The 21,284-nt window shown below is 74.2% G+C and carries 19 protein-coding genes; 13 read left to right on the forward strand and 6 right to left on the reverse strand.

Annotation, left to right across the window (positions count from 1 at the left end):
• The first annotated feature begins 83 nt into the window (after nt 1–83).
• Nucleotides 84–974, forward strand: coding sequence for a carbohydrate kinase family protein (locus tag Asi03nite_RS16470; RefSeq protein WP_203680706.1), 891 nt, complete (start codon nt 84–86; stop codon nt 972–974).
• A 340-nt stretch (nt 975–1,314) separates the two neighbouring features.
• Here Asi03nite_RS16470 and Asi03nite_RS16475 read toward each other — a convergent pair whose 3' ends face one another.
• Entirely contained in the window at nt 1,315–2,625 is a 1,311-nt protein-coding gene (locus Asi03nite_RS16475) for an APC family permease (RefSeq protein WP_203680707.1), read from the reverse strand.
• Nucleotides 2,626–2,696: 71 nt separating this feature from the next.
• Complete coding sequence (locus Asi03nite_RS16480; protein WP_203680708.1) at nt 2,697–3,323, reverse strand: TIGR03085 family metal-binding protein; 627 nt, start codon at nt 3,321–3,323, stop codon at nt 2,697–2,699.
• A gap of 137 nt (nt 3,324–3,460) precedes the next feature.
• Here Asi03nite_RS16480 and Asi03nite_RS16485 point away from each other — a divergent pair, with 137 nt between their 5' ends.
• Both Asi03nite_RS16485 and Asi03nite_RS16490 read left to right on the forward strand, forming a co-directional pair.
• Nucleotides 3,461–5,236, forward strand: coding sequence for an ABC transporter ATP-binding protein (locus Asi03nite_RS16485; protein ID WP_203680709.1), 1,776 nt, complete (start codon nt 3,461–3,463; stop codon nt 5,234–5,236).
• Between the two features lie 49 nt (nt 5,237–5,285).
• The gene (locus Asi03nite_RS16490; RefSeq protein WP_203680710.1) at nt 5,286–7,043 is read left to right on the forward strand and encodes an ABC transporter ATP-binding protein; all 1,758 of its coding nucleotides are present in this window, start codon (nt 5,286–5,288) and stop codon (nt 7,041–7,043) included.
• A gap of 97 nt (nt 7,044–7,140) precedes the next feature.
• Here the strand turns inward: Asi03nite_RS16490 and rpsD are convergent, their stop codons facing one another.
• Entirely contained in the window at nt 7,141–7,749 is a 609-nt protein-coding gene (rpsD, locus tag Asi03nite_RS16495; RefSeq protein ID WP_203680712.1) for a 30S ribosomal protein S4, read from the reverse strand.
• Between the two features lie 70 nt (nt 7,750–7,819).
• On the opposite strand from rpsD, the gene Asi03nite_RS16500 reads away from it, so the two are divergent.
• Nucleotides 7,820–8,545: a DUF2470 domain-containing protein gene (locus Asi03nite_RS16500; RefSeq protein ID WP_203680713.1), complete on the forward strand. Its 726-nt coding sequence runs from the start codon at nt 7,820–7,822 to the stop codon at nt 8,543–8,545.
• Between the two features lie 238 nt (nt 8,546–8,783).
• On the opposite strand, the gene Asi03nite_RS38535 is transcribed toward Asi03nite_RS16500, so the two are convergent.
• Nucleotides 8,784–10,709, reverse strand: coding sequence for a hypothetical protein (locus Asi03nite_RS38535; protein WP_203680714.1), 1,926 nt, complete (start codon nt 10,707–10,709; stop codon nt 8,784–8,786).
• 204 nt (nt 10,710–10,913) lie between these two features.
• Between Asi03nite_RS38535 and hisI the strand changes: the two genes are divergently transcribed.
• Genes hisI through Asi03nite_RS16520 form a run of 3 tightly spaced genes read left to right on the forward strand, consistent with a single transcriptional unit; the run spans nt 10,914 to nt 13,326 of the window.
• Nucleotides 10,914–11,273, forward strand: coding sequence for a phosphoribosyl-AMP cyclohydrolase (gene hisI / locus Asi03nite_RS16510; RefSeq protein WP_203680715.1), 360 nt, complete (start codon nt 10,914–10,916; stop codon nt 11,271–11,273).
• The gene (locus Asi03nite_RS16515) at nt 11,270–12,778 is read left to right on the forward strand and encodes an anthranilate synthase component I (RefSeq protein ID WP_203680716.1); all 1,509 of its coding nucleotides are present in this window, start codon (nt 11,270–11,272) and stop codon (nt 12,776–12,778) included. Before hisI ends, Asi03nite_RS16515 begins: the two co-directional genes overlap by 4 nt.
• The gene (locus tag Asi03nite_RS16520) at nt 12,775–13,326 is read left to right on the forward strand and encodes a Trp biosynthesis-associated membrane protein (RefSeq protein WP_203680717.1); all 552 of its coding nucleotides are present in this window, start codon (nt 12,775–12,777) and stop codon (nt 13,324–13,326) included. The genes Asi03nite_RS16515 and Asi03nite_RS16520 overlap by 4 nt, the downstream gene beginning before the upstream one ends.
• Before the next feature lie 45 nt (nt 13,327–13,371).
• Here the strand turns inward: Asi03nite_RS16520 and Asi03nite_RS16525 are convergent, their stop codons facing one another.
• Nucleotides 13,372–13,659, reverse strand: coding sequence for a hypothetical protein (locus Asi03nite_RS16525; protein ID WP_203680719.1), 288 nt, complete (start codon nt 13,657–13,659; stop codon nt 13,372–13,374).
• 319 nt (nt 13,660–13,978) lie between these two features.
• Here Asi03nite_RS16525 and trpC point away from each other — a divergent pair, with 319 nt between their 5' ends.
• Genes trpC through Asi03nite_RS16555 form a run of 6 tightly spaced genes read left to right on the forward strand, consistent with a single transcriptional unit; the run spans nt 13,979 to nt 19,865 of the window.
• Complete coding sequence (gene trpC, locus Asi03nite_RS16530; protein ID WP_203680720.1) at nt 13,979–14,836, forward strand: indole-3-glycerol phosphate synthase TrpC; 858 nt, start codon at nt 13,979–13,981, stop codon at nt 14,834–14,836.
• Nucleotides 14,833–16,074: a tryptophan synthase subunit beta gene (gene trpB, locus Asi03nite_RS16535; RefSeq protein WP_203680721.1), complete on the forward strand. Its 1,242-nt coding sequence runs from the start codon at nt 14,833–14,835 to the stop codon at nt 16,072–16,074. Before trpC ends, trpB begins: the two co-directional genes overlap by 4 nt.
• The gene (gene trpA, locus Asi03nite_RS16540) at nt 16,071–16,868 is read left to right on the forward strand and encodes a tryptophan synthase subunit alpha (protein WP_203680722.1); all 798 of its coding nucleotides are present in this window, start codon (nt 16,071–16,073) and stop codon (nt 16,866–16,868) included. Before trpB ends, trpA begins: the two co-directional genes overlap by 4 nt.
• Nucleotides 16,868–17,521, forward strand: a complete 654-nt coding sequence (locus Asi03nite_RS16545) for a pyridoxine/pyridoxamine 5'-phosphate oxidase (RefSeq protein ID WP_203680723.1) — start codon at nt 16,868–16,870, stop codon at nt 17,519–17,521. Before trpA ends, Asi03nite_RS16545 begins: the two co-directional genes overlap by 1 nt.
• 55 nt (nt 17,522–17,576) lie before the next feature.
• Nucleotides 17,577–18,668 (forward strand): prolipoprotein diacylglyceryl transferase, encoded by a 1,092-nt coding sequence (gene lgt / locus Asi03nite_RS16550; protein ID WP_239102729.1) that lies wholly within the window; start codon nt 17,577–17,579, stop codon nt 18,666–18,668.
• A gap of 6 nt (nt 18,669–18,674) precedes the next feature.
• Nucleotides 18,675–19,865, forward strand: a complete 1,191-nt coding sequence (locus Asi03nite_RS16555) for an FAD-dependent oxidoreductase (protein ID WP_239102730.1) — start codon at nt 18,675–18,677, stop codon at nt 19,863–19,865.
• A 498-nt stretch (nt 19,866–20,363) separates the two neighbouring features.
• On the opposite strand, the gene Asi03nite_RS16560 is transcribed toward Asi03nite_RS16555, so the two are convergent.
• Complete coding sequence (locus Asi03nite_RS16560) at nt 20,364–21,242, reverse strand: GNAT family N-acetyltransferase (RefSeq protein WP_203680725.1); 879 nt, start codon at nt 21,240–21,242, stop codon at nt 20,364–20,366.
• Nucleotides 21,243–21,284 lie beyond the last annotated feature (42 nt).

Genomic DNA, 21,284 nt, shown 5'->3' on the forward strand with positions numbered 1-21,284 from the left:
GTTACCGCAGGGTAATGCGAGGTCGACGACACGGCTAGAGCGCCCCGGTAACTGGCGCCAATCCTAGTCGTTACCGTGGCCGGATGGCTTTCCTGGTGATCGGCGGTACCGGCATCGACACCGTGGTCCCGGTGGCCGGTCTGCCGGTGCTCGGGGCCGACTCGGCACGCCCGCGCGGGCCGATCGAGGACCATGTCTCGCACACCGGCGCGTGTGTGGCCCTGGGACTGCGCGCGCTGGGCGAGTCGGTGCAGGTCATCGACACGATCGGGGACGACGGGCCGGGGCGGCGGGTGGCCGCGGCGTTCCGTGACTGGGAAATCCCGCTGCGCACGGCGCCGGCCCCGGCCGGGACCCGCCGGGCGGTCAACCTGATGAGCCCGGACGGCCGGCGGCTCTCGCTCTACGACGGCCGGGACGTCCCCGGCTACCGGTTGCCGGAGGAGCTCTACCGGCCGCTGCCCGCGGGGGTACGGCACGTGCACGTCACGATCATGGACTGGGCCCGGCATCTGCTGCCGTCGCTGCGGGCGGCCGGGGTGACCGTGTCGACAGATCTGCACGACTGGGACGGGCGGAACCCGTACCACCGGGATTTCGCGCTCGGCGCGGATCTGGTCTTCGTCAGCGGGGTGAACCTGGGGCGTCTCCCCGGCGGCGGGGTCGGTCTCGGACATCCGGGACTGCCGGCGGAGAAGGTCGTCGTCACCCACGGCGCCGGCGGGGCGGATCTGATCACCCGGGACGGCGTCCTGCACCGCGACGCGGCCGACCCCGGCGCGCCCATCGTGGACACCAACGGCGCCGGGGACGCGTTCGCCGCCGCCTTCCTGGCCGGGTGGGCAGCGGGGAAGGGCGACGGCGAATGCCTCGAGGACGCGACGATCGCCGGAGCGTACGCCTGCACCCGGACGGTGGGGCCGGACGCCTTCATCACGGCGGCCGAGCTGGCCCGCAGGCGAGGGTCAGAGTAGCGAGACGAGCAGCGAGACGTCCGATCCGCCGGCCGCCGGCCCGGCCACGCCGGCCACCACGACCAGCAACGACATCGTCCAATATCTGATCTTCATGCCGAATCCCCCTGGTGTCGAGTGCTGTGCCGAGCGTAAGTGCGGGGTCGCTGCCGGCGCGCATCTCGGATTGCCCATACCGTCGAGACGCGGACCTGGTGATCGAGGACAGGACCACCGTGGCGGTGTACCGGGCGCTGTGGGCCGCCAGCGCGGACGGCCGCCGGGCCGCCGGCCACCGGCTGCCGGCCCGGCCAGGTGCTCGCCACCGGCCCGGGCGTCTCCGGGGCGGCGTGGCCGGGGCCTAGCTCTCGACTGGCTGCCCCGCTACGGCGGGGACCGCCCCGGTCGGGTCCTCGGCTCCGGCGCGGCCGACCCGTCCCGGATCGGCGAGGGCCTGGCGGCGCCGCGCGAGTCTCTCCGAGCCCAGCTGGTAGATCAGCGCGCCACCGGCGAACCCGAGGCTCAGCAGCGCAGGCCACCCGTTCAGCCAGAGCAGCCCGCACACCGCCACGAACGCGACTCCGGCCACCACCCGCGACCAGCCGCGCGGCAGCAACCGCAGCGCCGCCGCCGTGCCCAGCACGTAGACCAGCGTGAAGCACCCGGTCACCAGCAGCGCCGAGGTGCGCAGCGCGAGCGGCAGCAGCGTGCAGCCGATGCTGGTCACGAAGAGGAAGGTCAGGGAGCGGCGCCGGTCCCCGAACACCCGGGCCGGCAGCGCGCCGTCCCGGGCCAGAGCCACCCCCAGCCGGCTCGCCCCGGCGTAGTACGCGTTCACCGCGCCCAGCGTCAGCACCACCGCCACCACAGCGGTCACCGCCCGGACCGGCCCGCCCACCCCGATCGCCAGCAGGTCGGCCAGCGGCGCCCGGCTGCCGGCCAGCGCCGGCCCCAGCGCGAGCACGCTGACCGCGGCCACCGCCAGGTAGAGCACGCCCACCACGGCCACCGCGATCAGCGTGGCCCGCGGCACGTCCCGGCGCGGGTCGCGGTACTCCGCGGACAGCGAGGAGAGCGCCTCCCAGCCGGCGAAGCCCCAGACCAGGATGGCCGCCGCGGCGCCCACCCCGGACCAGCCGTGCGGGGCGAACGGGGTCAGGTTCGCCCGGTCCAGATGCGGCAGCGCGGCCAGCACGGTGACCACCAGCAGCGTGGCCAGGGTGGCGGTGAGCACCAGCTGGACCCGGCCGGAGACCCGCAGGCCGAACCAGTTCATCGCGTACGCCGTGGCCGTCACGCCGAGGAAGGTGAGCAGCTCGGCGGTCCGGCCGCCGCCGAGCGCGCCGGCCACGTACCCGCCGGTGAAGGAGACGGCGACCGGCGCGCCCAGCGGCACCGCGAAGTAGAAGCACCAGCCCACGGCGGCGGAGACCCGCCGGCCGAAGGCCATCCCGGTGTACGTCGCCACCCCGCCCCCGTCCGGGTAGCGCGCGCCGAGCGCGGCGAACGTCCAGGCCAGCGGCGCGGAGAGCAGGATCAGGGCGAGCCAGGCGAGCATCGACGCGGGGCCGGCGGCCTCGGCGGCCAGGGCCGGCATGGAGATCAGGCCGGTGCCCAGGACGGCGCCGATGGAGAGCGCGGCGCCCTGGGACACCGTGAGTCGGGCGGTCATGCGACGAACCTAGATCGCGATTGGCCCTCGTGTCGTGGCCAATTCGGTGTGACCGGCACGGGCCAATCGGTTCACCAGCCGAGCTTGGCCCGGCGCAGCCGATCGCCGATCGCCGGGTCGCCGTCGATCGCGACCCGGGCGGCCCGCTGCCGCCCGGAGAAGAACAGTGCCAGCTCCCCGGCGTCCCCGGTGACCCGGACCCGCGGCGCCGGCCCGGTGCGCACCGGCGGGAAGCCCTCCGCGACCACCTCGGCCGGCACGCCCAGCCGGCGCAGCGCGACCCGGGCGGCCAGCTTGACGCCGCGCCAGAGCGCGGCCTGGTGTCCGGCCGGCAGCGGGCGCGGCTCCCACCCCGGGGCGGCCCGGCGCACGTCCTCGTGGTGGACGAAGAACTCCAGCGTGTTGGCGAGCCCGTCGGTGAGCGGGTTGCTGACCGGGCTCCACACCGGTGGGTTGCGTACCTCGCCGACCAGCTCCGGGTACGGCAACGCGGCCGTGGACCGGCGCACCCGCTCGCCGTACGGCCGCAGGGCGGGGATCAGCATCCCGGCCGAGGCGTCCGGCCGGCGGTCCCGCACCACGAGATGAGCGGCCAGGTCCCGGGTGGTCCAGCCGGCGCACAGCGTCGGCGCGTCCGGGCCCTCGCCGAGCAGCAGGTCGGCGAGCAGCCGGCGGTCCTGCCGGGCGTAGTCGTTCATCGCCCGATGGTATGCGCGTGCGCGGTCCGGTGTAATCGTCGCCACAGGGCAAAGACTGGGGCTGGTGGCGGCTCGTTCGGCAGGATGGGATCGGTAAGGCCGGAACCCCCGGTGAATGCTTACCAGTCAGGTAGGAAATGAGCAGCAGCAGGGCCAGCCGTGACGTGCTGGGGCGGGGTCTGCGGGTGCTCGGGCACGCCATCCGCACCGAGCCACGGCTCTTCACCATCGGCACGATCGGCAGCAGTCTCTTCGGCCTGCTGATCATCGCCAACTCGTACGTGGTGGGCTGGGTGATCGGCGACATCGTGGTGCCCGCGCTCGCCGCGCGCCGCGCGAGCACCCGCGAGCTCGCCCTGGTCGCCACGGTCTTCCTGGGCCTCAGCGGCCTGCGCGTGGCCAGCATCTTCGGCCGCCGGCTGGGCGCCGGCTACATGCAGTTCCGGCTGCAGGCGCGCTATCGCGCCGCGGTCACCCGGCGCTACCTCGCGCTGCCGCCGGCCTGGCACCAGCGGCACGCCACCGGCACACTGCTGTCCAACGCGAACTCGGACGTCGAGGCGGCGTGGGGGCCGATCGCCCCGCTGCCGTTCGCGGTCGGCACCGTGGTGATGCTGATCGGCGCGCTGATCTCGCTGTTCGCCACCGACTGGGTGCTCGCGCTGGTCGGCGCCACGCTGTTCCCCGCCCTGTTCGGGCTCAACCTGGTCTACTCGCGCCGGATGTCGCCGCGGCAGATTCGGGCGCAGCAGACCCGGGCCAAGGTGAGCGCGGTCGCGCACGAGAGCTTCGACGGCGCGCTGGTGGTCAAGACGATGGGCCGGGAGGCCGACGAGTCGCGCCGCTTCGGTGTCTTCGTCGACGAGCTGCGCGACGCGCTGATCTCGGTGGGCCGGCTGCGCGGCCTGTTCGACCCGCTGATGGACAGCCTGCCCAGCCTCGGCACCCTGGCCGTGCTGCTGCTCGGCGCCTGGCGCCTGCAGACCGGCGCGATCGGCGTGGCCGACCTGGTCAGCGTCGCCTTCCTGTTCACCGTGCTGGCGTTTCCGGTGCGCGCGATCGGCTGGGTGGTCGCCGAGCTGCCGCGCAGCGTGGCCGGCTGGGACCGGGTGCAGGCGGTGCTCGGGGCCGAGGGCGATCTGATCTACGGTGCCGGTTCGCTGCCCGGTGCGGGCCCGGCCGAGTTGCGGTTCGAGCGGGTGACCTTCCGGTACGCCGATGGCCCGCCGGTGCTGCACGACGTCAGTTTCACGGTGCCGGCCGGCCGGACGGTCGCCCTGGTCGGCGCGACCGGCTCGGGCAAGTCGACGATCGCGTCGCTCGCCGTGCGCCTGGTCGACCCGGAGTCCGGCACGGTCGGCATCGACGGCGTGAAACTGCCCGACCTGGCGCTCCCCGCGCTCGCCTCGGCGACCGCCCTGGTCCCGCAGATCCCGTTCGTCTTCGACGACACGGTCCGCGGCAACATCGCCCTGGACCGGCCGGCGGTCACCGACGGCGCGGTGCGCGGCGCGCTCGCGCTGGCCCAGGCCGAGCGGTTCGTCGCCGGCCTGCCGGAGGGACTGGACACGCCGGTCGGCGAGCGCGGCACCTCGCTCTCCGGCGGCCAGCGGCAGCGGCTCACGCTGGCCCGCGCGCTGGCCGGCAAGCCGCGGCTGCTGGTGCTCGACGACGCCACCAGCGCTGTCGACCCGCGGGTGGAGGCGGCCATCCTGGGCGCGCTGCGCGGCGCGGACGCGGGGGCGTCGATCCTGGTGGTGGCGTACCGGCGGGCCACCATCGCGCTCGCCGACCAGGTCGTCTACCTGGAGCGCGGGCGGGTGGTGGCGACCGGCACCCACGCCGAGCTGATGACCTTCCACAAGGGCTACCAGGAGCTGGTCACGGCGTACGAGAAGGCGGAGAACCAGTGAGCTCGGTGCCCGGCGCGCGCCGGCGCCGGAGCGAAGCGGAGGTGGCGGCATGAGCGAGGGGACTCTGGCGACCGTCCGGCGCGGGCTGGCCCTCTCGCCGGAGCTGCGGACCGGGCTGGGCGGCACGGTCGCGCTGGCCGTGTTGCAGATGGCCGGCCGGGTGGCCGTGCCGATCGCCGTGCAGCAGGGCATCGACCACGGCGTCCGCGCGGCCGGCGGCCCCGACCTGGGCGTGGTCGGCGAGGTCGTGGCGGTCACGCTGTGCGCGTTGCTCGTCTCCACGCTCTGCGGGTACCTGATGACCCGCCGGCTGTTCACGGTCAGCGAGACCGCGCTGGCCGGGCTGCGGTCCCGGGCGTTCCGGCACATCCACGACCTGTCGATGCTGCACCAGCAGTCCGAGCGGCGCGGTTCGATGGTTTCCCGGGTGACCAGCGACGTCGACCAGATCTCGCAGTTCCTGCAGTACGGCGGCATGCAGCTGATGCTCGCCTCGGGCCAGTTGGTGGTCTCGGCGCTGGTGATGTTCGTCTACTCCTGGCAGCTCGCGCTGGTGGTGCTGATCGCGTTCGGGCCGGCGGTCGGCGTGATCCGGCTGTTCCAGAAGCGGCTGCGGGCGGTCTACCAGGCGTCGCGGGAGCGGACCGGGGTGATGCTCGGGGCGATCGCGGAGAGTGTGGTGGGCGCCACGGTGATCCGGGCCTACGGCGTCTCCGGCCGCACCCAGGCCCGCCTGGACACCGCGATCGAGGACCTCCGGGTGGCCCAGCAGAAAGCCCTGCGGACCAGCGTGACCAGCTTCTCCAGCGGCGAGGTCGGGGCCGGTCTGGCGCTGGCCGGCGTGGTGGTCGTGGGCGTGCTGCTCGGCGTGGACGGCGATCTGACGGTGGGGCAGCTGACCGCGTTCCTGTTCCTGGTCACGCTCTTCATCCAGCCGGTGCAGATCGCCACCGACATGCTCAACGAGGCGCAGAACGCGGTGGCCGGCTGGCGTCGCATCCTGGACGTGCTGGACGTCGAGCCGGACGTGGCGGATCCGGACGAGCGGGGGGTGCCGCTGCCCGGGGGGCCGCTCTCCGTGCGCTTCGACGGCGTCTCGTTCCGTTATCCGGGCGGACCCGTCGTACTGGCGGACGTTGACCTTGATCTTGCGGCCCGGCGGAAGTACGCGGTGGTGGGCGAGACCGGCAGCGGCAAGACCACGTTCGCCAAACTGCTGACCCGGCTGATGGACCCGGCCGAGGGCGAGGTGCTGCTCTCCGGCACGCCGCTGACCTCGGTGCGGTTCTCGTCGCTGCGGTCGCGGGTGGTGATGGTGCCGCAGGACGGGTTCCTCTTCGACGCCACGATCGCGGAGAACATCCGGTTCGCCGAGCCGTCGCTCACCGACGCGCAGCTGCGGGACGCGTTCACCGAGCTGGGCCTGGCGGACTGGCTGGCCGGGCTGCCCGAGGGGCTGGACACCCCGGTGGGCGAGCGCGGGGAGGCGCTCAGCGTGGGGGAGCGGCAGTTGGTGGCGCTGGTCCGGGCCTATGTGGCCGATCCCGACCTGCTGGTGCTCGACGAGGCGACCAGCGCGGTGGACCCGGCCACCGAGGTGCGTCTGCAGCACGCGCTCGACCTCGTGACGCGCGGGCGGACCACGGTCGCCATCGCCCATCGACTGTCCACCGCGGAGACCGCCGACGAGGTGATCGTGGTGGACGCGGGCCGCGTCGTGCAACGCGGCCCGCACTCGCGCCTTGTCACCGAGCCGGATTCGATCTACGCCAAGCTCTACGCCAGCTGGCTGGAACAGACACGCTGACCAGTCTCGATCGGTGAGATGGCGGGTCGCTCGCCGCGGCCGCCTCGTGAGGGGCGACCGCGGCGAGAGGCCCGCCATCTCAGCGTTGTCACGAGCCTTATCGGGCGTAGTACTCGACGACCAGCTGTTCGTCGCAGAGGATTGGGATCTCGGTGCGCAGCGGCACCCGGATCACGGTGACGCGCAGCTCCTCCAGCACGGTCGACAGGTAGGGCGCGGTCGGCCCGTCGATGTGCGCGCCGGTCGCCGCGATCTGGAACGGCGGCTTCTGCCGGCTGCTCTCCCTGACCTCGATGACCTGGCCCGGCTTCAGCTTGTAGCCCGGCCGGTCCACCTTCTTGCCGTCCACCGTGAAGTGACCGTGCACCACCAGCTGGCGGGCCTGGTAGATGGTGCGGGCCAGGCCGGCCCGGAACACTGTCGCGTCGAGCCGGCGCTCCAGCAGGGTCACCATGGTCTCGCCGGTCTTGCCCTCGGCCTGGTGGGCGGCGTCGTACGCGGCCTGCATCTGGACTTCGCTGATGTTGTACTGGTGCCGCAGGCGCTGCTTCTCCAGCAGGCGCACCTGGTAGTCCGAGCTCTTGCGCCGGCCACGGCCGTGCACGCCCGGCGGAAACGGCCGCCGCTCGAAGTACTTCACGCACTTGCGGGTCAGCGGGATGCCGAGCGCCCGGGAGAGCTTGGCTTTGGGTCGCGAGTTGTTCACGCAGGATCTCCTGTTACGGTTAGCCTTACCTAACTTAGGTAAGCCTAACCGGTGCCCGGAGGTGCTCGTCATGCAACCCAGTCCCGCCGAGATCGCGCGTACGCTCGCCGCTGGTCACCTGCCCGCCGTCGCCCACATCGCCTGCCACCCCGCGCCCCTCCCGGTCCGGCACGTGACCGACACGCAGGGCCGCCCGCTGCTGCTCGTACCCACCGAGGGCACGCTTTCCGCAGCGCTGCGGCCGCAGCCGGGCAACGACGACACCGCGCTGGTCCTCGACATCCGGGACGTGCCCCCGATGGCCTCGTCGCCGGCGCTGGGCCGGGTCTGGGTCTCCGGCTGGGCGTCACGGCTGAGCGGGGACGAGGCCCGCGCGGCGGCGCTGGACTACGCCAACACGGACGCCTGCGGTGACCTGCTGGACGTGGGTCGGACCCAGGGGCTGTACCGGATGGACGTGGCGGAGGTCCGCTTCGAGCGCAACGAGAACCTGGCGGAGATCGACCCGGACGACTACGCGGAGGCGTCCCCGGACCCGCTGCGCGCCGTCGAGTTCGACCTGATCGCGGACCTGGCCGACCACCACCTGGCCGAGATGGGCGACTACGTGCGCCGGCAGCTCGGCAAGGCCGCCCGCCCGGAGGACGAGCCCCGGGTGGTACGCCTGGACCGCTACGGTTTCCTGGTCCGGATGGGGTCCCGCAGCGCCCGGCTGGCCTTCCCGCGCCCGGTCACCGACCACCACGACCTGGCCCACCTGCTGCACCCGATCCTCTGCCGCCGCTGCGCCGCGTGACCCGGGGCGCCGGGCCGTGGCGTGCGGACCGGTACCGCCACGCCGTTCGGCCGCCGGTCAGGCGTGTCCCGGACCGGATCTTCCCGAAGCGCGGGATCTCATCGCTCCACCTTCTGCCGCCGTCGGGCGATGAGATCCCGTTCGCCCCGCTCACCGGTGCCTCGGTGCCCGGGGTGACAAAGAAAGGCGGGCGGCCCCGTGCCGGGGGCCGCCCGCCTTCACCCGAACGGTGGCGCGGTCAGAGGGACAGGATCCGGTCGAGGAACTCCCGGTAGCCACGCATCGCCATGCGCATGCTCTCGGTGTCCGGCGTGTCGGTCCCGCGGAGCGGGTCCAGCTCGTCGCGCTCGGCCAGCAGCACCTCGGTCAGCTCGTTGACCGCGTCGGTGAGCAGGTCGTGCGCGCGGGTCAGCGCGTTCACCGGGTCGTCGACGAACTCCGCCTTCACCTCGTGCCAGGCGGCGCGGAAGTGCCGGGCGGCGTCCTCGTCCCACACCGTGGGGCGGATGATCGTCCCCTCCTCGCCGGCCAGGGCGGGGTCGACGCCGAGATCGTCGTCGTCCTGCGCCGCGCGGCGGCCCGGCCGGCGGACCGGCTCGGCGTCCTCCAGGCTCGCCGAGCGCTGGGCGGCCGGCGCCGGGTGCGGCTCCTCCTCGGCCAGGCCACGCCGGCCGATGCTGCTCACCGAGACGCCGGCCAGGCCGGACTCCGGGTACGGCTGGAACTCCAGCGGCGGCGGGGTGACCGAGCCGGTCTGCGGCGTGGCCGGCGTGACCGAGGCGACGCCGAAGGCCTCGCCGGAGCGGCCCAGGCTGTAACCGGTGGTGGCCGGCGAGCCGAACGCGAACCCGGTCTCCGGGGCGGGCGGCAGGTCCGGCGGCGTGCGGGTGGCCGGGATCTGCGGGACGGGCGCCGGCGGCACGGCCGGGAACTGCAGATCCGGCGCGGGTGCCGGCACCGGGGCCGAGCCGGTGGCCGGTGGGGCCGGCGGCTGCGCCGGGGGCTGGGGCTGGGCCGGGGAGACCGGCGCGGCGGACGCGGCCGGGTCGAGCGGCGCGGGGACCGGCTGCTGCTCCGCCGCGTGCTCGGCCGGCTCCAGCGTGCCGGCCGGGTGGTCCGGGGTGAAGTCGGTGGCCAGGTACGGCGCCGGCGCGTAACCGGGCGACACCGGCGCGCCGGAGACCGGCCCGGCCGGACCGCCCGAGGTCGGCGGCTGCGCCGGGACCGACGCCCAGCCGGCGGCCGACCGCGGCTCGGCCGGCTCGTCGAGCGGGCCGCCGTCCGCCCCGGGCGCCTCGTCCGGGCCCGCGTCACCGGCCGGTGCGTAGCCCGGCGTGTCGCCGGCCTGTGCGTAGCCGGGGGCTCCTGCCCGTCCGTTCATGTCCTCACGTCCGTTCTCGTCGCGTGGTCCCGCCTCGTCGGCGGAATCCTGGCCGGCCTCCGGCGGCGCCAGGTCCGCCGGCTCGTCCGCCGGTGTCGTACCGGTGGACTGCTCGTCGGCCGGTGGTCCGGCGACCTGGGCACCGCCGTCCCCGGCGACCCGGGTCTCCTCCGCGGCCGATGGCTCCGCCCCGAGGGGGTGCCCGTTGACGCCCGGATGCGCGTCGGGGGCCCGCCCGCCAAAGAGGAGGCGCCCGGTGCCGCCGAGCCGGAATCCCCCGAAAGAGGTCTCCGGTCCGGGTGTCTGCGCCTCGGGCCCCTGGGACTCTACGTCCTGGCCGGGCTCGGGCTGCGGGCCCGACGGCACCGAGTGATCAGAATCGCCGTGCCGGTCCCGGTCGGACGAGCGTCCGCCCTGGTCAGCGCGGCCGGGACCGGGGTGGCGATTGGCGCGGTGCAGTCCGAACGGATCGTTCGGGGGCAGACCGCCCGGGTCGCCGTGGAAGCCGTTGGAGCCGGCCGGGCCGTGCGCGGAGGCGACCGGGCCGAGCGGGGGCGCCGCGCGCCTGCCGAACGGCAGGGAGGAGCCGGCCAGCAGGTCGGCGGATAGTGCCGGGAGGCCGGATTCCAGCTGGTCGGCGGCGCGCCGGGAGCCGAGCGCGACCATCTGCGCCTCCTCTCCCGCGGGCTCGTCCGGGGCCGCGCCGGCATCCGGCCGGACCTGCCAGAAGCGGGCGAGTCCCGGCGCGGGCCGGTCGTTGTCGGAACTGGACGTGGGCTCCATCGGTAAACCACTCCCGTCGCGAGGCCCGCCCACCCGGCTAGGAGCTGCGCGGACACACCGGCGGCGGGCGATGAGGGAATCTAGGCGGTACAGCGCCCCGCCGACGGTACCGGTCGGATCGGCCCGGCACATCCCCTGTGACCGGATCGTGGATCCGGCGGATCCCGCGCGGAGCCGCCCCGGCGATGCGGGAGAATCGGGCTCGTGTCCGACGCCAAGACCTACCTCGACCCGGCTATCGCCGCCCGGCTCAAGCGCACCTCCGACGGCCTCGTCGCCGCCATCGTCCAGGAGCACGGCACCGGCGACGTGCTGATGCTGGCCTGGATGGACGAGGAGGCGCTGCATCGCACGCTGACCACCGGCCGGGCCACCTACTGGTCCCGCAGCCGCGGGGAGTACTGGGTCAAGGGCGCCACCTCCGGCCACCACCAGCACGTCCGGAAGGTGGCACTGGACTGCGACGGGGACGCGCTGCTGCTCACCGTCGACCAGACTGGGGCGGCGTGCCACACCGGCACGCACACCTGTTTCACCGACGAGCTGCCAGTGGAGGCGTCATGACCAGCGGAGCCACGTTGCCCGACGAGGCCGGGTTCCTCCGGGTTCGCCGGCGGGTCGTCCCGGTCACCCGCAAGCTGCTGGCCGACGGGGAGACCCCGGTCGGCGTCTACACCAAGCTGGCCGGTGGCCCGGGCACCTTCCTGCTGGAGTCGGCCGAGCAGGGCCTGGCCTGGTCGCGCTACTCGTTCGTCGGGGTCCGCAGCGCCGCGACGCTTGTCGAGAAGGACGGACAGGCCGCCTGGCTGGGCACGCCGCCGGACGGCGTCCCCCGCGACGGTGACCCGGTGGTGGCGCTGCGTGAGACGGTGGCCGCGCTGACCGGCGGCGCCGCGGCCGACGGCGACCTGCCCCCGCTCACCGGGGGCATGGTCGGCTATCTCAGCTACGACCTGGTCCGCCGCTTCGAGCGGCTGCCGGCCGTCGCGGCCGACGACGTGCCGCTGCCCGAGCTGGGCATGATGCTCGCCACCGACCTGGTGGTGCTCGACCACCACGAGGGCTCGGCGCTGCTGGTGGCCAACGCGGTGCTGGCCGAGGACGCGGACGACGACGCCCGGCGCGCGGCCTATCACCACGCGGTCGGCCGGCTGGACGCGATGACCACGGCGCTGTCCCGGCCCACCCCGCCGATGGTGTCCACCGTGGAGCGGGTGCCGGCCGGCGAGCCGGTCAGCCGCACCGTGCCGGGCGACTACCAGAAGTCGGTGGAGCGGGCCAAGGAGGCGATCCGGGCCGGCGAGGGTTTCCAGATCGTGGTGGCCCAGCGGTTCGAGCGGCCCACCGAGGCGGGCGCGCTGGACATCTACCGGGTGCTGCGGGCCACCAATCCCAGCCCGTACATGTATCTGCTGCGCTTCGACGACTTCGACATCGTCGGCTCCTCGCCGGAGGCGCATCTCAAGGTCAGCGCGAACCGGACCGCGCTGCTGCATCCGATCGCCGGCACCCGCTGGCGCGGAGCCACTCCGGAGCAGGACGCCGCGCTCGCCGCCGAGCTGCTCGCCGACCCGAAGGAGCGCGCCGAGCACGTCATGCTGGTCGACCTGGGCCGCAACGACCTGGGCCGGGTCTGCGAGGCGGGCAGCGTGGAGGTGCCGGAGTTCGCCCGGATCGAGCGGTACAGCCACGTCATGCACATCGTCTCCACGGTGGTCGGCCGGCTCCGCGCGGACCGGACCGCCTTCGACGCGCTGGCCGCGACGTTCCCGGCCGGCACGCTCTCCGGCGCGCCGAAGGTCCGGGCCATGGAGATCATCGAGGAGCTGGAGCCGACCCGGCGCGGTCTCTACGGCGGCACGGTGGGCTACTTCGGCTTCGCCGGGGACATGGACATGGCGATCGCGATCCGGACCGCGCTGCTCAAGGACGGCGTGGCGTACGTCGGGGCGGGCGCCGGCATCGTCGCCGACTCCGATCCGGCGGCCGAGGAGCAGGAGACCCGGAACAAGGCGGCGGCCGTCCTGGCGGCGATCGCCGCCGCGGAGACCCTGCGCGCGGCCCGATGAACCGCCGGACCCAGCTCACCGCGATCGCGGCCTGCCTGGCCGGGGCCGGGCTGGCGCTGTTCGCCGTCACCCGGACGTGGTCGCTGACCGTCGAGCACCGCACCGGCCTGTCCGACCTGAGCACCGCCCGCACCGGCGCCGACGCGCGGCCCTGGCTCGTCGGCCTGGCCGTGGTGGCGCTGGCCGGGACCGGCGCGCTGCTGGCCACCAAGGGCGTCGCCCGGCGGGTGCTCGGCATCCTGCTGTTGCTCGCCGGGGTCGGGGTGGTGGCCGGCGCGGTGCTGGCCCGGGTGGGTCTGGACGCCGGCGAGGCCGGCGCCGGGGCGGTCGTCTGGCCGGCCGCCTGCGGGCTGGGCGGCGCGGCCATCGCGCTGGGCGGCCTGCTCGCCGCGCGGCACGGCCATCTCTGGGCGGCGATGAGCTCGCGGTACGAACGGCGGCCGGCCCCTACCGGCACCCCTGTCGATCGGCCGAGCTCCGCGCTGGAGCCCACCGACAACCGCGCTGCCTGGGACGCCCTGGACCGGGGCGACGATCCGACCGTTTGAGAGCTTTTCGCGCTCGGCGCGGATATCTTCCGCCCGGTTCGGGGGTTACCGGACGGTAGCGGCGACCGCGCGGGCCCGGTGACGGGCCGCCGCGACGGTCCGCCGGGGGCCGGTGGCGACGATCTCGGCCACCGCCCGGCTGGTGTCCGCGCGGGCCTGTGCCCGGGCCCGGTCGGCCTCGATCGCCGACCACGCATTGTCACGAGCGGTACGCACGTTGCCGGGTCCCACCACCGCGCGTTGCACGCCGGTCAGCACCTCCGCGGCGATCGCGACGAGGGTCCGGGACACCTCCGCGAAACCCGCTGCCTGAGGGGTCTGATCAGTGGCCATTGGTCGACTCCGCATCATCGTCCGGGTGGCGGCGCCGTCGACGCCGTGGACAAGTCTGCCCGAGTCATACGATGCCGGAGTCGTATTTCCGCACGGTGACACGCCTGTCAACGCAAAGTGGCGTCGGCCGTTCGGTGGAGGTGTCCCTGCACAGCGCGGTACAAGGACGGCGGTCGATGTGAGCGAACTGACACGCGGGCCGGGCAGCCTGGCATTATGCCCCAGTCCACCTCGTGAGGCGCGCCATACCCCGGGAGGCCGGGGACCGGCCTCGCCGCCTAGCATCGGGCCGAAGACACCCGGAGAGGGGAGTCATTACGTGACATCCGATCAGGCGGAAGCGGGCAGTGGCGGTCCCGCACGGCCGCAGAACGTTCTCGAGGAGATCCTCGCCGGTGTGCGCGAGGACGTAGCGGCGCGTCAGGCGCAGACACCGCTGGAGCAGGTGCGTGCGCGGGCCGCGGCGGCGCCGCCGGCCGTCGACGCGTACGCGGCGCTGCGCAAGCCCGGCGTCGCGGTGATCGCCGAGGTGAAGCGGTCGTCGCCGTCCAAGGGCGCGCTGGCCGACATCCCGGACCCGGCCGAGCTCGCCGGGGAGTACGCGGCCGGCGGCGCCCGGTGCATCAGCGTGCTCACCGAGGGCAGGTGGTTCGGCGGCTCGCTGGACGACCTCGACGCGGTCCGTGCCGCGGTCAAGGTCCCGGTGCTGCGCAAGGACTTCGTGATCTCCAGTTACCAGGTGCACGAGGCCCGCGCGCACGGCGCCGACCTGGTGCTGCTGATCGTCGCGGCGCTGGAGCAGAACGCGCTGGTGGGCCTCCTGGAGCGGATCGAGTCGCTGGGCATGACCGCCCTCGTCGAGGTGCACAACGAGGAGGAGGCGGACCGGGCGCTGGAGGCGAACGCCAAGGTCATCGGGGTGAACGCCCGGGACCTGCGCACCCTCGAGGTGGACCGGTCGGTCTTCGAGCGGATCGCCCCCGGCCTGCCGAACAACGTCGTGAAGATCGCCGAGTCCGGGGTCCGCGGCCCGCACGACCTGATCCGCTATGCCTCGGCCGGCGCCGACGCGGTGCTGGTCGGCGAGGGCCTGGTCACCCAGAAGTCGCCGCGTGACGCGGTGGCCGAGCTGGTCAACGCCGGGAACCACCCGGCCACGCCGCGGCCGGTCCGATGAGCGTCGAGAGGCTGCCGGACCTGTCCGGGCACTTCGGCCGGTACGGCGGCCGGTTCGTCCCGGAGGCGCTGATCAAGGCGCTCGACGAGCTGGAGGCGGCGTACCGGTCGGCCAAGAGCGACCCGGAGTTCCAGGCCACCTTCCAGGACCTGCTGCTCAACTACGCGGGCACGCCCTCGCTGCTGTACCGGGCGAACCGGCTGTCCGCGGCGCTCGGCGCGGAGATCCTGCTCAAGCGGGAGGACCTCAACCACACCGGCGCCCACAAGGTGCGCAACGTGCTCGGCCAGGCGCTGCTCGCCAAGCGGATGGGCAAGCCCCGGGTGATCGCCGAGACCGGCGCCGGCCAGCACGGCGTGGCCAGCGCGACCGCGGCCGCCCTGCTCGACCTCGAGTGCGTGGTCTACATGGGCGAGACCGACACCGAGCGGCAGGCGCTCAACGTGGCCCGGATGCGGATGCTCGGAGCCACCGTCGTGCCGGTCACCAACGGCTCGCGCACCCTGAAGGACGCGCTCAACGAGGCGCTGCGGGACTGGGTCTCCACCGTCGAGACCACGCACTACCTGCTCGGCACCGCGGCCGGCCCGCACCCGTTCCCGGAGATCGTCCGGGACTTCGTCGGCGGCATCGGCGTCGAGGCCCGGCAGCAGTGCCTGGACCAGCTCGGCCGGCTGCCGGACGCGGTCGCGGCCTGCGTCGGCGGCGGCTCCAACGCGATAGGCATCTTCCACGCGTTCGTCCCGGACGAGGGCGTCCGGCTGTTCGGCTTCGAGGCCGGCGGCGACGGCGTGGCGACCGGCCGGCACGCGGCGTCGATCACCGGCGGCTCGGTCGGGGTGCTCCACGGCAACCGGACCTACCTGCTGCAGGACGAGGACGGCCAGACCATCGAGTCGCACTCGATCTCGGCGGGCCTGGACTATCCGGGGGTCGGGCCGGAGCACGCCTGGCTGCACGACACCGGCCGGGCGGTCTACGAGCCGGTCACCGACGACGAGGCGATGGCCGCGTTCCAGCTGCTCTGCCGCACCGAGGGGATCATCCCGGCGATCGAGAGCTCGCACGCCCTGGCCGGCGCCGCGAAGATCGCCCCGCGGCTGCGCGAGGAGCTCGGCCGCACCCCGACCATCGTGGTGAACCTGTCCGGCCGCGGCGACAAGGACGTGCACACCGCCGGCGCCTACTTCGGCATCCTCGACAAGGTCGAGCCCGTCGTCCCGGGGGAGAACACGTGAGCATTGCGGACACCTTCGCGAAGGCCAGGGCGGAGAACCGGGCGGTGCTGGTCGGCTGCATGCCGGCCGGCTTCCCGACGGTCGACCAGAGCATCGAGCAGATGATCGCGATGCACGAGGCCGGCTGCGACGTGATCGAGGTCGAGCTGCCGTACTCCGATCCGGTGATGGACGGCCCGGTGATCCAGAAGGCCAGCGACATCGCGCTGGCCGCCGGGGTGCGCACCCGCGACACCCTGAAGATCATCGAGGCGGTCGCCTCGGCCGGCGCCACGGTGGTCCTGATGACCTACTGGAACCCGATCGAGAAGTACGGGGTGGACGCGTTCGCCCGCGACCTGGCCGCCGCCGGGGCCACCGGGATGATCACGCCCGACCTGATCCCGGACGAGGCGGGCGAGTGGATCGCGGCGTCGGACCGGCACCGGATCGACCGGACGTTCCTGGTCGCGCCGTCGTCGACGGACGAGCGGATCGCGATGACAGTGGCCAACTGCCGGGGCTTCGTCTACGCCACCGCGCTGATGGGCGTCACCGGCGCCCGCAAGACGGTCTCCTCCCAGGCGCCCGAGCTGGTCGCCCGGGTGCGGGCGGTCGACCCGGCTATGCCGGTCGGCGTCGGCCTCGGCGTCGGCACCGGCGCGCAGGCCGCCGAGGTGGCCGCGTTCGCCGACGGGGTGATCGTGGGCAGCGCGCTGATCCGCAGCGTGCTGGAGGCGCCGGACCGGGCCACCGGCCTGCGCCGGCTGCGCGACCTCAGCTCGGAGCTGGCGGAGGGAGTGCGCGACCGCTGATGGGAAACATCAGCTGGCTGCTGCGCACCCTGCCGGCGATGGCCGGCGAGCTGCCGAGGTTCGACCTCGGCCGGACCCCTGCCGAGCCGCGCGAGCTGTTCCTGCGCTGGTTCGGCGAGGCGGTGGCGGCCGGGGTGCGCGAGCCGCACGTGATGAGCCTGAGCACGGTGGACCAGGACGGGCTGCCGGATGTCCGGGTGCTGCTGTTGCGCGACCTGGACGAGCGGGGCTGGCACTTCGCCTCCGACCGGACCAGCGCCAAGGGGCGGCAGCTCGGCGCTCGACCGGCCGCGGCGCTCGGTTTCTACTGGCGCGAACAGGGCCGGCAGGTCCGCGTACGCGGAACTGTCATTGATCTTGGTCCGGAGGCCGCGGCCGAGGACTTCCTGGCGCGTTCGCCGCTCTCCCGGCTGGCGATGCTGAGCAGCGCGCAGAGCGACGTCGTGACCGACCCGCAGAACGAGGGGCCGGCGCGCGCCGAGGCCGAGCGGCTGATCGCCGCCGACCCGGACTTCGTGCCGGCCGCCCACGCCGTGTACGCGGTCGACCCGGTCGGCGTGGAGTTCTGGCAGGGTGACCCGGGCCGCCGGCACGTGCGCCTGCGTTACCGCCGAACGGCGGATTCCTGGCTCAGGGAACAGCTCTGGCCCTGAGCCGGGGTCTCCCTGGGCATTGCCAACGGGCCTCGCGACGGTAGCGTGTGCACCCGTGAACTACGCCCTCATCCCCAGTCCCACCACGTCGGTGTGGCACCTGGGCCCGTTCCCGCTCCGGGCCTACGCGCTCTGCATCATCGCCGGCATGGTCGTCGCCACGCTCCTGATGGAGCAGCGGCTGCGGCACCGTGGCGTGGCGCCCTGGGCGTCGCTGGACATGGTGGTGTGGGCGGTGCCGTTCGGCATCATCGGCGCCCGGCTCTACCACCTGGCCACCTCGCCGCAGGACTACTTCGGCTCCGGCGGTGACCCGGTCCGGGCGCTTTACATCTGGGAGGGCGGTCTCGGCATCTGGGGGGCGGTGGCCGGCGGTGCGGTCGGCGCGTGGATCGCGTCGCGCCAGATGGGCCTGCCGCTGAGCGTCTTCGCCGACGCGCTGGCCCCGGCCCTGCCGATCGCGCAGGCCCTGGGCCGCTTCGGCAACTGGTTCAACAACGAGCTGTACGGCAGGGTCACCACGGTCCCGTGGGGTCTGCAGGTGCACGAGATGGACTCGGCGAACCCGGGCCACGCCACCATGATCGACGGCGAGCCGGTCACCCGCCCGGATCTCTACCACCCGACCTTCCTCTACGAGGCGCTCTGGGACGTCGGCGTCGGCGGGCTGGTCTGGCTGCTCGACCGGAAGTTCAAGTTCGGCCGCGGTCGGGCCTTCGCGCTGTACGTGATGGCGTACACGGCGGGCCGCTGCTGGATCGAGATGCTCCGCACCGACGAGGCGAACCACTTCTTCGGTATCCGGCTCAACGTGTTCACCTCGATCGTGGTGTTCCTGGGCGCGGCGATCTACTTCGTCGTGATGCGCGGCCCCCGGGCCTACGTGGTGCCGATCGACGCCCCGACCGAGGCGCCGGCCCCGGACGCGGCGGACGCCGAGTCCGGGGTCTCCGCGGTGGACGTCTCCGCGCCGGCCGCCGCGAAGAAGGCCCCGGCGGGTTACCAGGTGGTCAGCGAGGAACGCTTCCGGGAGTACCAGCGGACCGGCGTGCTCGCTCCGGAGCCCGCCGGGCCCGCGAAGCCGGCGGAGTCCTCCGACTCCGCCCAGGACGAGCCGGTGACCGGCCCGATCACCGACGAGCGCTGATCCGGAATGCGTACGGCCGTGGTGGTGGGCGCGGGGATGGCCGGTCTGGCCACGGCCGGCGCGCTGGCCCGCACCGGGTGGCGGGTGACGCTCCTGGAGCGCGCCGAGCGGATCGCCGCCCCGCCCACCGCCATGGTCCTCTGGCCCAACGGCCGCCGCGCGCTGGACGCCCTCGATCCGGACGGCGGGTGGTCGGCGATCGCGTCGCCGCTGCCGGACGGCGGGGTGCGCCGCCCGGACGGGCAGTGGCTGGTGCCGCCACGCCAGCGGGCCGGCGCGAGTGACCCGGCGCCGGCCGTGGTGCACCTGGAGGACCTGTACGACGCGCTGGTGGCGGGTCTTGGCGAGACCGAGATCCGGACCGGCTTCGAGGTGACCACGGTGCGCGCCGGCCGCCGCGAGCGCCCCGCGGTCGGTGACGGCCGCGGCCTGATCGAGGCGGACCTGCTGGTCGCCGCGGACGGCATCGACAGCCGGATCCGGGCGGCGCTGGCGCCCGAGTCGGCCGCGGTCGGCTCCGGGTTCGCGGCCTGGCAGGCGGTGATCCCGGGCTACCGGGTGCCGAAGCTCTCGCAGGGGCAGGCGCTGGGCGGGGAGACGCTCGGCGCCGGGTACCGCTTCGTGTCCATCCCGCTCGGGGCGCACGCCGCCGGGAAGGGCGGCATCTACTGGGTCGCCACCGCGGCCGGCGCGCCCCGGCCGGAGCCGGCGGCCACCCAGCTGGCGCTGCTGCAACGCTGGTTCGCCGGGTGGCACGAGCCGGTCGGCGAGCTGTTGTCGCTGACCCGGCCCGAGGAACTCGTCCCGCAGGGCGTCCGGGAGCTGCGGCCGCTGCCCCGGACGTACGCGTTCCCGTCCGGACCTGGTGGCGTGCTGCTGATCGGCGACGCCGCGCACGCCATGCCGCACCATCTCGGGCAGGGCGCCTGCCTGGCGTTCGAGGACGCCGCGACGCTGCGCACGCTGCTCGCCGGCGTGGCGCCGGGGGAGGCCCTGACCCGGGCGATCGAGGGGTACACCCGGCTGCGGCAGCCGCGGACCGCGACAGTGGTCCGGCAGAGCCGGCGGATGTCCGCTGTGGTGCAGGCCCGGGGGCGCCTCGCGCTGCGGGCGCGGGACGCCGCTCTCAACCACATGCGCCCGCGCCTGCTGGGCCGCACCGTCGACACGGTCCCGGACTGGTCGCCACCCGAGTGACGCCCCGGCGCCGGCCCGCCCGGTAGCGGAACGAGCCGGCGATCTCGCCGAGGTCGCGGGCCATGGCGGCGAGGTGCGCGTCCCGGGAGTCGAGCCCCATGACCTGACGCGTCAGCACCTGGAGCCGGCCGATCTGCTCCCCGGCCCGCTGCTGGGCCGACGAGCTGCGCTCTCCGAACACCGCCATGCCGGCCGGCATGAGGCACGGCACCCCGGACGCCAGGGCCGGCCGGGTGCGGAGACGAATACGGCGTACCACGCCCACCCTGCCGATACTCCGCAGAGCAGAGGGCTGTCGTGTCCGGCCGTTCGTCGCCCCGCTGAACCGGGGGAGATTCGACGGCCCAGGACACGCCGCCAGGGAGCCGGGGAGGAGGTGGAGTTCACCCGCCCCGCCCCGGTGGCCTGCCGGTTGCCGTGCGGTAACGACCGAATTTGCTAACGGTGCTTACCGCGTACCACATCATGGGAAGTGTGAGCGAGTCGCGGGACCCTGCCTCAGAGGGGCGCCGCGGCGGGCTCCGCGACGCACGCCGTGCCGATCCGGCGGAAGCCGACCTTGGTGTAGAGGCGGGCCACGTCGTCGTCGCCGGCGGACAGGAAGATCAGGTGGGCGCCGCGGCGCAGCAGGTTGCGCGCCAGCGTGGCGGTGAGCTGTGACGCGTATCCGCGGCCTCGGGCCGACGGGAGCGTGGCCACCCCGGCGATCTCGGCCACGTCGCCGACCCGCTGGCTCGTCCCGGTCGCCAGGACGCCCTCCTCCGGCGACTCCACCACGACGATCTCGTAGTCGCCGCCGGCCAGCATCCGCCCGGTCTCGCCGACCGCGGCGTCGCTGAGCGCGAGGCCCGCCGCGGCGTCCCGCTCGGACGGTCCGGCACCGTCGATGACCAGCGTCTTCTCAGCGATCTCCAGCGGCGAGCGATAGGCCGGCGCGGCGAACGCGAGCCGGGCCACGGCCCGCGACGCGTTCAGGTCGGCGGCGAAGCCGGGGGCGCCCGGGTCGACCGCCCGGATCGTCGCCCCGGGCACCGGCAGGTCCGGCACCAGCGCCTGCGGATCGAGGCTGAGCAGCGGCGCGAGCAGCACCTCGAGGCCGGCCGAACGGGCCACCGCGAGCAGGTCGGGAGTGGTCTCGTGGACCCACTCGAACGCCTCCGGGAGGCCCAGCTCGCGCTGCCGGGCCCGGCAGTCGGTGAGGTCGGCCGCGGACGGTGTGGGCGCGCCCCGCCGCGGGCGGGCATAGTAGGGCCAGCCCTCGCCCTCGCGGACGAAGAGCACCAGGGAACCGATCTCCTCGGTCCGGGCCCATGGCCGGGGCAAAGCGTCGTAGAACTGTTCGAGCCGGTCGAAGTGGTCGGAATCCGCTCGTGCCATCGCGCGAGACTACCGGTCCGCGGTGCGGCTGTGCTATTCAGG

The organism is Actinoplanes siamensis (assembly GCF_016862395.1).
Lineage (GTDB): Bacteria > Actinomycetota > Actinomycetes > Mycobacteriales > Micromonosporaceae > Actinoplanes > Actinoplanes siamensis.